This window comes from Salmonella sp. 32070601201500089SM, assembly GCF_017573605.1.
GTDB classification, from domain to species: Bacteria; Pseudomonadota; Gammaproteobacteria; order Enterobacterales; family Enterobacteriaceae; genus Salmonella; species Salmonella enterica.
This window is the reverse complement of the sequence record NZ_JAGETK010000005.1, coordinates 208,826-221,988: the sequence shown is the minus strand read 5'-3', so window position 1 is coordinate 221,988 and position 13,163 is coordinate 208,826. Positions and strand designations below refer to the sequence as shown.

General features: G+C 52.1%; 12 protein-coding genes. 2 read left to right on the top strand and 10 right to left on the bottom strand.

Features of this window, described 5'->3' with window-relative positions:
- Positions 1-107: 107 nt before the first annotated feature.
- From fdhF to J4728_RS10845, 5 genes are all read right to left on the bottom strand, one after another.
- Positions 108-2,255, bottom strand: coding sequence for a formate dehydrogenase subunit alpha (gene fdhF / locus J4728_RS10865; protein ID WP_208211731.1), 2,148 nt, complete (start codon positions 2,253-2,255; stop codon positions 108-110).
- A 354-nt stretch (positions 2,256-2,609) separates the two neighbouring features.
- Positions 2,610-3,518 carry a lipid A hydroxylase LpxO gene (gene lpxO / locus J4728_RS10860; RefSeq protein ID WP_208211729.1) on the bottom strand — a complete coding sequence of 303 codons (909 nt, stop codon included), beginning with the start codon at positions 3,516-3,518 and terminating at the stop codon, positions 2,610-2,612.
- Between the two features lie 257 nt (positions 3,519-3,775).
- Positions 3,776-4,210 carry an aminoalkylphosphonate N-acetyltransferase gene (gene phnO, locus J4728_RS10855; RefSeq protein WP_001526214.1) on the bottom strand — a complete coding sequence of 145 codons (435 nt, stop codon included), beginning with the start codon at positions 4,208-4,210 and terminating at the stop codon, positions 3,776-3,778.
- 151 nt (positions 4,211-4,361) lie between these two features.
- Entirely contained in the window at positions 4,362-4,805 is a 444-nt protein-coding gene (gene yjdN / locus J4728_RS10850; protein WP_001131299.1) for a VOC family metalloprotein YjdN, read from the bottom strand.
- A gap of 119 nt (positions 4,806-4,924) precedes the next feature.
- Positions 4,925-5,260, bottom strand: a complete 336-nt coding sequence (locus J4728_RS10845; protein ID WP_000056482.1) for a zinc ribbon domain-containing protein YjdM — start codon at positions 5,258-5,260, stop codon at positions 4,925-4,927.
- 466 nt (positions 5,261-5,726) lie between these two features.
- Here J4728_RS10845 and proP point away from each other — a divergent pair, with 466 nt between their 5' ends.
- On the top strand, positions 5,727-7,229 hold the full coding sequence (proP, locus tag J4728_RS10840) for a glycine betaine/L-proline transporter ProP (protein ID WP_000919710.1): 1,503 nt from the start codon (positions 5,727-5,729) through the stop codon (positions 7,227-7,229).
- Positions 7,230-7,298: 69 nt separating this feature from the next.
- Positions 7,299-7,388 (top strand): LpxT activity modulator PmrR, encoded by a 90-nt coding sequence (gene pmrR / locus J4728_RS10835; protein WP_000844399.1) that lies wholly within the window; start codon positions 7,299-7,301, stop codon positions 7,386-7,388.
- Positions 7,389-7,395: 7 nt separating this feature from the next.
- On the opposite strand, the gene pmrB is transcribed toward pmrR, so the two are convergent.
- The 5 genes from pmrB to J4728_RS10810 form a co-directional block, all read right to left on the bottom strand.
- Complete coding sequence (pmrB, locus tag J4728_RS10830) at positions 7,396-8,466, bottom strand: two-component system sensor histidine kinase PmrB (RefSeq protein WP_001212189.1); 1,071 nt, start codon at positions 8,464-8,466, stop codon at positions 7,396-7,398.
- Between the two features lie 9 nt (positions 8,467-8,475).
- Positions 8,476-9,144 (bottom strand): two-component system response regulator PmrA, encoded by a 669-nt coding sequence (gene pmrA / locus J4728_RS10825; protein ID WP_000697899.1) that lies wholly within the window; start codon positions 9,142-9,144, stop codon positions 8,476-8,478.
- Positions 9,141-10,784, bottom strand: coding sequence for a phosphoethanolamine transferase EptA (gene eptA, locus J4728_RS10820; protein ID WP_000919290.1), 1,644 nt, complete (start codon positions 10,782-10,784; stop codon positions 9,141-9,143). Before eptA ends, pmrA begins: the two co-directional genes overlap by 4 nt.
- Before the next feature lie 133 nt (positions 10,785-10,917).
- Positions 10,918-12,255, bottom strand: a complete 1,338-nt coding sequence (gene adiC / locus J4728_RS10815) for an arginine/agmatine antiporter (RefSeq protein WP_000093130.1) — start codon at positions 12,253-12,255, stop codon at positions 10,918-10,920.
- A gap of 139 nt (positions 12,256-12,394) precedes the next feature.
- Complete coding sequence (locus tag J4728_RS10810) at positions 12,395-13,156, bottom strand: AraC family transcriptional regulator (protein WP_001217074.1); 762 nt, start codon at positions 13,154-13,156, stop codon at positions 12,395-12,397.
- Between the last annotated feature and the right edge of the window lie 7 nt (positions 13,157-13,163).

The window sequence follows — 13,163 nt, the reverse complement described above, 5'->3', positions numbered from 1 at the left end:
GCGGAGGCTGTTATAGGGAAAATGCCTGATCGCGATGCTAATGCATCTTATCAGGCCTACAGTAGACGCAGGCCGAATAAAGCATTCTGATGCCGCCATCCGGCAGATCAACCCATTGCGCTTTCGCGCAGGCGGGTTTTCAGCTTGTTGTACTCATCAATCACATACTGCTCGGCGGCTCGCTGATCGGCGATCGGCTCAACGCGTACGGCGCAGTATTTGTACTCCGGCGTTTTGGTAATCGGGCTGAGGTTTTCAGTCACCAGCTCGTTACAGGCGCCAATCCACCACTGGTAGGTCATGTAAATCGCCCCTTTGTTCGGGCGATCGCTGACCTGCGCGCGGGTGATGATTTTACCTTTGCGCGAATGAACCCACACCAGCGCTTCATCTTCAATGCCCAGACGCACGGCGTCGGCGGTATTGATTTGCGCATAGCCCGGTTCATCGGCCAGCGCGGCCAGCGCCGCACAGTTACCGGTCATTGAGCGGCAGGAGTAGTGGCCGACTTCGCGCACCGTCGACAGTACCATCGGGTACTCTTCGGTGAGTTTATCGATAGGCGCTACCCAGTCGCAGGTGAAGAACTGCGCCAGACCGTTGGGGGTATCGAACTTCTCTTTAAAGAGGTACGAGGTTCCCTGATCGGCATCCGACGTGTCGCGGCACGGCCACTGGATATAGCCCAGCTCGCCCATTTTCTCGTAAGTGGCGCCGTAGAAATCCGGGCACAGATGACGCAACTCATCCCAGATCTCCTGGGTGTTGTTGTAGTGCATCGGATAGCCCATCCGGGTGGCGATTTCACTGATAATCTGCCAGTCGGTTTTCAGGTCCCACTTCGGTTCAACGGCTTTAAAGAAGCGCTGGAAGCCACGGTCAGCCGCAGAGAAGACGCCTTCATGCTCGCCCCAGGAGGTGGAGGGTAAAATCACATCCGCCGCCGACGCGGTTTTGGTCATGAAGATATCCTGCACGATGACCAGTTCCAGATCCTCAAACGCTTTACGTACTGCAGAGAGTTCCGCATCGGTTTGCAGCGGATCTTCACCCATAATGTACGCCGCGCGCACTTCGCCATGCGCCGCACGGTGCGGCAGCTCGCTGATGCGATAGCCGGTATGCGCAGGCAGACTTTCTACGCCCCAGGCTTTAGCGAACTTCTCGCGGTTTTCCGGGAACTTAACGTACTGGTAGCCCGGATAAGTATCCGGGAGCGCGCCCATATCGCACGCGCCCTGAACGTTGTTCTGGCCGCGAACCGGGTTAACGCCCGCGCTTGGCTTGCCGAGGTTGCCGGTCAGCATCGCGAGGCTGGTCAGTGAACGCACGGTTTCCACACCCTGATAGAACTGGGTGACGCCCATCCCCCACAAGATCGCTGCGCTTTTCGCGCTGGCATACATCCGCGCCGCCTGACGAATTTCCTGTGCGCTCACGCCAGTGATCTCTTCGACGGACTCCGGCGTATAGCCTTCGACAATCTTACTGTACTCTTCAAAACCTTCGGTACGGCTGGCGACAAACGCTTTGTCGTACAGGTTTTCTTCAATAATGACATGCCCCATGGCGTTGAGCAGCGCGATATTCGAGCCGTTTTTCAACGCGATATGCATGTCAGCGATGCGCGCGGTTTCAATTTTGCGCGGATCGCAGACGATAATTTTCGCCCCGTTGCGTTTAGCGTTAATCACATGATTCGCCACGATAGGGTGGGAATCCGCCGGGTTATACCCGAAGACGAACACTAAATCAGTGTTATCAATTTCGTTAATCGCATTACTCATTGCGCCGTTACCGACCGATTGGTGCAGACCTGCAACCGATGGGCCGTGTCAGACGCGAGCGCAGCAGTCAACGTTATTGGTACCAATAACGGCGCGTGCGAATTTTTGCATTACATAGTTGGTTTCATTTCCGGTACCGCGAGAGGAGCCGGTTGTCTGGATTGCATCCGGACCGTACTTCGCTTTGATGGCGCTCAAACGTTCAGCGACGTAATTGAGCGCTTTATCCCAGGAAACAGATTCCAGTTTGCCGCCACGCTGGCGACGGATCATTGGGGTTTTCAGGCGCGGGGTCAGGATCTGGGTATCATTAATAAAATCCCAGCCGTAGTAGCCCTTCAGACACAGGGTACCCTGGTTGGTTTTCCCCTGCGCCGCCTCAGCCCGGACGATTTTGCCGTTATCGACCACCAGATTGATTTTGCAACCTGATGCGCAATACGGGCAAACCGTGACGACTTTTTTCATCGGTTTCGCTCCAGTTAATCAAATCGCGCATACGCGCTGTCGCCCTCAGTATGCATGTTTTATGCCACTTTTTTAGTATGGGCTTTCCCTGATATTACGGGCGAATTTTGTTCAAAACCCTGACGAAAAACAGGCTATCGTCAGTTTTGACGTGTCGAAAGAAAATGCCGCATGACATTTATTATGGGGAGAAACGCGGAGCGCAGGCCAGATAAGGCGGAGCCGCTATCCGGCAATCTGCTATGCCTGAAGTGGAAATTATCCGGATGGATAGACTCAAGGCCAGGGAACGCTTTGAGACTAACGCCAGGATAGAACAGGCCGCGGCAGGCAGTTCCATACCGCGGCCCGGCTTCAGAGGAGGCTGAAAAGGATTATCGCGGCAAAAATAGCAGCAATAACGAGATATTTCAGCGCGTAATAGAGAGTGCGGTTTTTCTTTTTCAGACGTTGCCCGGCATCGCGTGCTGCGTGAACGTATTTAAAGATGCGATTAATCGCACCGGTGCGATCGTTCTCGTCGTTTGGCGAACTGGCGGCGGACATCAACGATGCGCCGACCCAGTGGTTTACGCTCTGCGCCCAGCGCCATTTCATTGGGCGCTCAATATCGCAAAAGAGGATAATACGCGTCTGCTCAGTTTTATTTTCCGCCCAATGAACGTAGGTTTCGTCGAAGATGACGGCTTTGCCGTCGCGCCAGCTATGGCGCTGTCGATCAACTTCAATAAAACAGCGGTCGTCATTCGGTGTGCTTAATCCAAGATGGTAACGTACTGAACCGGCATAGGGGTCGCGATGTTTTCCCAGATAGGCCCCGGGAGGCAACTCGGCGAACATCGCCGCTTTAATAGAGTGGATGCTGTTGACCAGCTTTGTCGTTATCGGGCATAACGTTTCCGCCGACGGGTGGGCATCGGAATACCATTTAAGGTAAAACCGTTTCCAGCCGCGCTTGAAAAAGGTGTTGAATCCGGCGTCGTTATTGGCCTGCGCGGCTTTTATGTGATGCTGAAGCCGTAGCGCCTCTTCACGAATCACCTGCCAGTTTTCCGTCAGCTTCTGCAGCTCTGGAAATGCCGTGGTATCAAAGTACGGCTGCTTTGCCGGTAACGTTGAGAAGCGAGTCATGAACATATTGATCGGCGCCATAAACGTCGAGTGGTCAAAGAGTTGACGGGAAAGTTTTTGTTTTTCCACACCGCGTGAATGCGCATAAATGACGCTGATAATAAAAATACCGATAATGATTGCTGCGAACATAACGTCACTGTCCTTCTAAGAAAACCTCATCCCGGGATTTTCAGGCAACCCTCCCGGTGATGCCAAAGAGAAAAGTGTAGTTCGTTGACAATAAATTTACATTTCTACAACTTAAAAGGGCCATTTTTGCTAAAGAAGCGAGTCAGCCCGTTTAACCTTTATCCAGGCTTGCCGACAGTAGAATTGAGATGGCTCCGCTACTTCACCCGGTGACGGCTGATTACGTTATGCCTTATCTCCTGATGACGGCTGCCAGATCACAATGCTTTCGTAAACCGAAAATGACTTTGCTTGTAACCTTCGCGAAGATAAAAACGGTGTGCATCGCGGCGTTTAATATTTGTGGAAAGCTCCGTTAGCTCCGCACCCGCCTGACGTGCTTCTTCTTCTGCCCAGGCCAGAAGCTGACTGCCAATTTTTTGTCCCCGCATCGGCGGTAATACCACCAGCTCCTGAATTTCGCCAATCCAGTTGGCATGATGGAGATGAAACTGCATATGCAGGCTGATCATGCCGACTACCTCTCCGTTGCGCAGCGCTAAACGATAATGAACGTTGGGGTCCAGTAAATTAGCGGCGAATCCATCCCTGAAAGCCTGATAATCAAGCTCATTTTTAAGTAACTCACAGATAAGCGCGTAAACAGAATCGGTATCCTCTGTTGTCGCGTGGCGTAATTCACAGACTGGCATAACGTCCTCCCGACGCCTCATCAGGATCAACCATCTTTCGCCAGACTGTAGCAAACTACCGTCATTATTTATTCTATGACAGCTAAACGGCGGATAACGTGCAGCCAAAGATCACTCTGATGGCAAGGGGGAGGGCGAGCCTCCCGGGGAGTTAGGTGGCAGGCTGATGTTTAACCACGTTAATCATCCACGGCACACCGAAACGATCGCTGACCTTGCCGAAACCCTGCGCCCAGAAGGTCTCCTGCCAGTCCATTTCGATTTGCCCTTGTGCGGCAAGGTTATCAAACCAGCGCTTCCCTTCTGCTACATCCTGGGTATCAAGCACCAGCGTAAAGCCGGAATAATGCGCCCTTCCCGACGCGCTGGCATCACTCATCATGATATCGCTGCCGGCAATGCGCATGTTGGCGTGGGCGATAGCTGTATCGGGAAAGCGCATTCCTGACGGGCAACCCTCTTCGTTATCCGCCGCCGAGGGGGGCATTTCACCGAAGCTGAGTTTATAAAGCAGTTCTGCGCCTAACGTTTGTTGATAATACGCGATGGCGTCGGCACAGTTGCCGGCAAAAGAGAGATAGGGACTTAACGGCATGATGGTTACCTCAGGTAAGAGATGCTCGTTAAGTGTAGTTCGAAATTGGCACAATATTGTCGGTGGCAGGGCCGCTCAGGCCCGGTAAGCAAGGCGCTACCGGGCAATGACACGGTAAATCAGTTCTTTTTCACGAACTCGGATTTCAGTTTCATCGGGCCAAAACCATCGATTTTGCAGTCGATGTTATGGTCGCCTTCAACCAGACGAATGTTCTTCACTTTGGTGCCGATTTTCAGCATGGAAGAGCTGCCTTTTACTTTCAGATCTTTCACGATGGTGACGCTATCGCCGTCTGCCAGCAGGTTGCCGTTGGCGTCTTTGACAATCAGCTCATCGCTCTCCTGAGCGGGTTCCGCATCGTTCCATTCGTGAGCGCATTCCGGGCAGATGAACATGCCGTTATCTTCGTAGGTATATTCGGAGTTACATTGCGGGCAGTGGGGTAATGACATGTTGGTATCCTCAAAAAGTCAGCGGGGGCAAACGCGCCCAAAAATGGCAGATCGCCGAAAAAGGCCGCAATTATACACAAAATCCTTAGCGTTGTCGGGACTATTGCCGCTTTTATAAAAGGGTCTGCGCCACGCCAGTCAGCAATGGTTTACACTCGAATAACCGCTTTTTACTGTCACCACAGCGCATTAGGGCGTCCTTGTTTACACCTTTTGACCGAATTGACATATATGTGTGAAGTTGATCACATATTTAAACCCTGTTAGGGTAAAAAGGTCATTAACTGCCCATTCAGGCGTCAACAGGTTCGGTTGTACAGTCCGTAACCGGACAGTGTAAGTAAACCTGCTACGCTTGTATGAGGGATAGCGTTCGCGCCCCTCCCTCCGCTCGACGGCGACGCTGGCGCGGTATGCCAGTGCCCGCCGTATATAGCGCTACAGGGCTTAGCCTATGAGGACAGCTATGCTGAAAAGGAAAAAAATAAAACCGATTACACTGGGCGATGTGACCATCATTGATGACGGTAAACTTCGCAAAGCGATTACCGCCGCCTCGCTGGGCAACGCGATGGAGTGGTTTGATTTTGGTGTTTATGGATTTGTTGCCTACGCGTTGGGTAAAGTCTTTTTCCCCGGCGCCGATCCCAGCGTTCAAATGATTGCCGCGCTGGCCACGTTTTCCGTTCCCTTCCTGATTCGTCCGCTCGGCGGGTTATTCTTTGGTATGCTCGGCGATAAATACGGGCGCCAGAAGATCCTGGCGATCACGATTGTGATTATGTCGATCAGTACCTTCTGTATCGGGTTAATCCCCTCTTACGCGACGATCGGTATCTGGGCGCCAATACTGTTGTTGCTGTGTAAAATGGCGCAGGGCTTCTCGGTTGGCGGGGAATATACCGGCGCGTCGATCTTTGTCGCGGAATATTCGCCGGATCGTAAACGCGGATTTATGGGAAGCTGGCTGGATTTTGGTTCCATCGCCGGGTTCGTGCTGGGCGCGGGCGTGGTGGTCTTGATCTCGACGATTGTCGGCGAGGAGAATTTCCTTGAGTGGGGCTGGCGTATTCCGTTCTTTATCGCCCTGCCATTGGGGATTATTGGTCTCTACTTACGCCATGCGCTGGAGGAGACGCCAGCGTTTCAGCAGCACGTGGATAAACTGGAGCAGGGCGACCGCGAAGGGTTGCAGGATGGGCCGAAAGTCTCCTTTAAAGAGATTGCCACCAAACACTGGCGTAGCCTGTTGTCATGTATCGGTCTGGTGATTGCCACCAACGTGACCTACTACATGCTGCTCACCTACATGCCGAGCTACCTGTCGCATAACCTGCACTATTCTGAAGATCACGGCGTGTTGATTATCATCGCCATTATGATCGGGATGCTGTTTGTGCAGCCGGTGATGGGGCTGCTGAGCGACCGTTTCGGTCGACGTCCATTTGTGATTATGGGCAGCATTGCGCTGTTCGCGCTGGCGATCCCGGCCTTCATCCTGATTAACAGTAACGTTATTGGCCTGATTTTTGCCGGTTTGTTGATGCTGGCGGTGATTCTGAACTGCTTTACCGGGGTGATGGCCTCGACATTGCCGGCGATGTTTCCGACGCATATTCGTTACAGCGCGCTGGCGGCGGCTTTTAATATCTCTGTATTGATTGCCGGTCTGACGCCAACGCTGGCGGCCTGGCTGGTGGAAAGCTCGCAGGATCTGATGATGCCGGCGTATTATTTGATGGTCATCGCGGTGATAGGCTTGATTACCGGTATTTCCATGAAAGAGACGGCCAATCGTCCGTTAAAAGGCGCAACGCCAGCGGCGTCGGACATCCAGGAAGCGAAGGAAATTCTGGGCGAGCATTACGATAATATTGAGCAGAAAATCGACGACATCGATCAGGAAATTGCGGAGCTGCAGGTCAAACGTTCGCGTCTGGTACAGCAACATCCGCGTATCGATGAATAAATTTCGCGCTTAAGGTTCGCTTAATCTCTCGCGGGCATACTCTCCTCCATACCTTTGGAGGAGAGCGTCATGAAAAGCTATATTTATAAAAGTTTGACGACCCTGTGTAGTGTGCTGATTGTCAGCAGTTTTATCTATGTGTGGGTCACGACGTATTAAACGCCTGTTATGCCTTTTTCAACAGCACCCAGGCACGGGTGCCTGTTCTTTCCGTACGGTTTTGCAGGAAAAACTGTCCCTGATGTAGTTGGGTGATGCGGCTGACGATACTCAGCCCCAGGCCAATTCCGCCATAACGGCTGTCCATCCGCACGAACGCTTCGCTTAGCTTCCCGCATTTGCTTTCATCAATACCCGGCCCCTCGTCTTCGACCGCCATAATAGCGTCGGGGTCGGCGCTAATGTGGATAGTGATATGGGTTCCTTCAGGGCTATAGCGATGCGCGTTTTCCACCAGATTTCGCAACAGCATACGCAGTAACGTCGCATCACCGCGCACCACCACGTCCGCCGCGCTTTCCGGCAGCAACAGAGTTTGCTGGCGCGTTTCCAGCATGGTGTTCAGCTCATCGTAGGAGGGGAGGATCACATCTTCCAGCAGTTTTACTTCCTGATAATTCCCGGAAGAGAATGACTGGCCCACGCGCGCCAGTTGCAGAAGCTGGGAGACGCTATCCATCATCTGGTCAAGACGGGCGATAAGCGGCGCGACATCAACATTGTGGGTTTTTGACAATAATTCCAGGTGCAAACGCACCCCCGACAGCGGCGTGCGTAGCTCATGGGCCACATCGGCGGTAAAAAGGCGTTCATTGTCGAGCGTGGTGGTCAAACGCGTAACCAGTTGATTGATCGCCGAGACGACGGACTCAATCTCAAGCGTGGAGCTGTGAATGGCGATCGGCGCCAGATTATCCGCCGTCCGCGCTTCCAGCTCTTTTTGCAGTTCGGCGAGCGGACGGGTAATACGCCGTACCGCCTGGTAACAAATTAGCAGCGTCAGGCTAACCATAAATACGCCGGGGACGATCAGGCTGGCGACCGCCTCGCGAATTTCGTGCATGATATGGCGATCGTTGTTGCGATTATCCCGCAGCGCCTGCTCGAACAATTGGATTTGCTCAGTGCTTTCATGCCATAACCAGAAGGTACTGATTAACTGGAACACCAGCAGAATAAGACCAATTGTCAGCATTAAACGCTGGCGAAGGGTCATCGCTCTTCGCTGAAAACGCATCAGGCTCACTTAGCTTTCCTCAGTGGCAACCAGCATGTAGCCAAACCCGCGAACCGTGCGAATGCGCGACTTGCCGACTTTGTCGCGCAAATTATGTATATGCACTTCCAGAGTGTTGGTCGAGGGTTCGTTATCCCAGTTGTAGATATCGTTATAAAGAATTTCCCGGTGCACCGGACTGCCTGCCTTGAGCATCAACCGTGAGAGCAACGCGTACTCCTTAGGCGTCAGGGTCAGCTCCTGTCCATCCCTCCATGCCTGATGGCGGCCTATATTGAGCGTCAGATTGCCAACCGTCAGTTCACTTTCACCCTGATTATTATGGCGGCGCAGCAGCGCGCGGATGCGGGCGTGCAACTCCTCTAGGGCGAAGGGTTTAACCAGATAATCATCTGCGCCGACATCCAGCCCGGTAATGCGGTCATTGAGCGTATCGCGGGCGGTCAGAATGAGTACCGGCAGGGTGTATTTTTTCTGTCGGATTCGCGTCAGGAAATGCAGGCCATCCTCATCGGGCAGCCCTAAATCCAGCACCATCAGACTGTAATGACCAGACTCCAGACTATGCTCGGCGGCACGCGCTGTCGAAACGCCATCACACGCATAGCCTTCGGTTTGCGCGGCGAGTATTAACCCCTGTAATAATAGCGTGTCGTCTTCAACAATCAGTATCTTCATTCGCTTAGTCTCCTGCACGGTTGCAGAATATCATCTGCGGCCTGGTAATACGTCGTTTGTACGCCGGTTAATCCCAGCATGGTTGAGAAAAGATTGTCCTGTGAATAATCCAGCGTGCTCGCCCGTTTTTGCAGGCAGGCCTGATCCACCTGATAACGCTGTTGATAATCTTTAGAAAGCCAAATGAGCATCGGGACATGTTTTTGCGTATCCGGCGCAATGGAATACGGCAGACCGTGTAAATAAACGCCATTTTCACCCAATGATTCGCCGTGATCGGAAAGATAGACCAGGCTGGTGGTGAATTTATCCTGATGAGATTTCAGCAGGTTAATGGCTTTATCTACAATATAGTCCACGTACAGCACGGTATTATCATAGGTGTTGATCAACTGCTGTTGGGAACAGTTCTGAATTTCGTTCGTGTCACAGGTTGGGGTAAATTTTTTAAACTGCGGTGGATAACGGTTGTAATAGGTTGGGCCGTGGCTGCCGATGGTATGTAATACAATAACGCCATCGCCTTTCAAATGGTCGATATAGTCTTCCAGACCGTGAAATAACACTTCATCGTAGCACTCGCCGTCGATACATTGTCCGGGCAGGTTTAGCTCGGTGACATTTTGATGCGGAACGCGATCGCATGCGCCTTTACAGCCGCCGTCATTATCATTCCACAGTACGTTAATCCCCGCGCGCTGGATAATATCCAGTAGCCCTTCCTGGTGATGCGCCAGCTCTTCGTCATAATGTTTGCGCGGCATATCAGAAAACATGCAGGGAACGGAGATCGCGGTCGCCGTACCGCAAGAGGTGGTATGCGGGAAATAGATCACATCGTCTTTCGCCAGCCGCGGATTGGTGTCGCGCGGATAGCCGCCAAGAGAGAAATCATCGCCGCGCGAGGTTTCGCCAACGATGAGAATCGTCAGGTTTTTGCGATCGCCTTTCAGCATTAATGGATTGCGATGGGCATCCTCGCCAATGCGTACCAGCGGCAAATTCGCCAGCCGTTGATGCGAATACCATGACCAACTGGCGACAATACTGTTCGATGGGCTTAACGCTTTGATCAACTGTTTATTATTTCGAAATAACGAGGCGTAATCTTTATAGAAAAAGGCGGCGACCAGAATAACTAATAAAATAGAGATCAGGACGCTGGCCAGGCGGTAAAGCCCGCTACGTAAGCGCGGCGTCGCCGGACGGATTTTGACCCAGAAGGCAATCACGGCTGCCAGAACGCCGCTTAATCCCAGCGTCAGCACCATTTGCGGCGTCATCAGCGCAAAGGTTTCCGCGGGCGTGGTATCCATCATATTGGCGATCATGGAGCGATCGATGATGATGCCGTAAGTCAAAATAAAATACTGCGCGGCAGCGCCGACCAGAATAAAAACGCAGGCCAGCAGTCGGTTTAGCCAAATAAATGAGGCCAGCGTCAGCACACTATTGACCACGCTAAACGCGACGACCGGCATGGAAATAAACACCAGCACATTGCGCAGCGAGTTTAACGGTAGGTCTTGTAGTACCTGCTTGTAGAACGCAATGTTCAGGCAGACGGCAATATAAAAGGAAAAAAGCAGAAGCCAGGCGATTTGCCCAAGAACAGGTCTTTTAAGAAAGCGCTTTAACATGTTGATGCGTCCATCGATTCGGTGACGCTAATCGTGACAAAGTAAAATTAAGTGAACCTTAAGAACTTAATGTTGGTGGCGGCCGGATAACCTGCGCTATCCGGCCTGTTGCGATAACATTAACTACACGTGGTCAATCCTGTTTAACCGGCGCATCCAGCGGATACGGGTTTTTGTGAATGCGGTTGTAGTTCAACGCATACAGCGCGGTGATCACCATCAACGTGACGAACGACCACATCACTTCTTTGGCGCCGGAACCGATGACCGCCCAGATGCAATACACAAACGCGACGAAGGTGATCAGCAGATACAGCGGGCGCGCTTTACCAAAGTGACCGTGGCCCAATAGCAACAGCGCAGCACAGGTGTAAAGATAAGGCACCAGGGTGAAGATAACCGACACGGAGGAGACCAGACCAAACTCTTTCGCGGCGTTCGGCGACATACTGCTGAACTGGAAGATAGTCATCAGCACGCCGACGATAAGCAACCCAGCCACTGGCGTACCGGCTTTATTAACCCGCGCGAAGATCGGCGGGAAGAGACCATCGTCCGCCGCCGCTTTTGCGGTTTGACCGGCAAGCAGCGTCCAGCCGCCGAGAGAGCCCAGGCAACCTGCTGCCGCACAGAAGGAAACAATAGCCCCTGCGGTATCGCCCAGCGCCATACGCGCCGCGTCACCGAAAGGCGATGCCGATACACGCAGCGCCGCGTTGGGGATCATCCCCATAATCGCCGTTGTGGAGAGCACATAGCAGACGGCGGCGATCAGTACCCCGCCGATGGTGGCGATAGGCACGTTGCGTTTCGGGTTTTTGACCACACCGGCCGCAACGGAGGCGCTTTCTACCCCGATGAATGACCATAGCGTGACGTTCAACGTGCTTTGAATCGCGCCGAAGGTATTCATGCCGCTCACGTTCCAGGCCGCCATATAGGTTTCGCCTTTAAACCAGAACCAGCCGAAGACCGCAATCCCTACGATAGGCACCAGCGCCAGTACGGTGGCGACGGCCTGTACGCGGGTAATCATTTTCGGCCCGACGATGTTCAGCAGCACAAAAATCCACAGCACCGCGACGCAGGTAAGCGTTAATACCAGCGGATCTTTCAGAATTGGGAAGAAATAGCTCAGATAGCCGACGCCGATAACGACCATCGCGATATTACCGATCCAGCATGCCAGCCAGTACAGCACGTTCGTTTGATAGCCCAAAAACGGCCCGAAGCAGCGGCGTGCGTAGGCATAGGAACCGCCGGGACTGGGATCTAAGGACGACATTTTGGCATAAACCATCGACAGCGCCAGGGCGCCGATGATAGTGACCAGCCATCCGTAGATTGCAATCCCGCCAGTGGCCGCCAGGTTGGCAGGGAGTAAGAATACCCCTGAACCCATAATATTCCCCGATACCATTAAGGTGACGGGGATTAGGCCCACTTTGTGAGCATCAGCATCCGAAGACATAATTTGGACTCCTGAAAAGGTGACTTCGTTACGATAAATTACGTCGTATCATACCCCCTCAGAATGCCGCTGAATTATGTCGGAGACGGGTTATCGCCAATGCTGCTATTATCGTGTCTTATCGTTGAGTGTAGAAAAATTAGGCAGCCGATCGTTCCCGATGTTGGCTAACATAATGCAGGGGGGTCATACCATAAAACTCTTTAAACACGGAAATAAAGTACGATGTGCTGTTATACCCACACAGCTGTGAGACTTGAGAGATATTCTTTCCGTCCATTAATAATTGGTTTACGGCATAACGCATTCGGCAGGTCGTGATTATTTGGCTATAACTGGTATTCTCGTTTTTGAGCTTTTTCTTTAACAAGCTTGGACTCAGGCACAGGCAACTGGCAACGGCGCTCAGATTCCAGTCTTTATGAATATCGCTCTGAATGATGTGGTAAACGCTGTCACTGATGCGGCTGCGCAGCATGTGCATTAACAAAGAAATAAATTTTTTGTGGTCAAGAAAGCGGGATAAAACGGTGAAAAGGAGCGCACGGGTACGTTCACTAACAATTTCATCCGGTGCTTCCATCGCGCTGTAGCGGGCGGCGACCCTGAAGATATCCGGCGTCAGACAGTTGGCGGTCAATAAGGGATCGGCGTTGCGTTGCCAGACGGGAAGGTGTGAGAGATCTTTATTCAGGAATTGTAAATAGTCTTTAATATTATTGCGACTCACTTGTATTACTAGCACGCTATTTAATGATGAAATGTCAATAACGTTATTTTCACAAGCCAGAATGGCCATATGATTCGCTTTTAAGCTGATTGGCTCCTTACCATTTACTCGTAACCATGTATCTTTTTCGGTTAATAACACTATGCAAGGTTCGTTGCTGCAAATCCTCATACCCGAA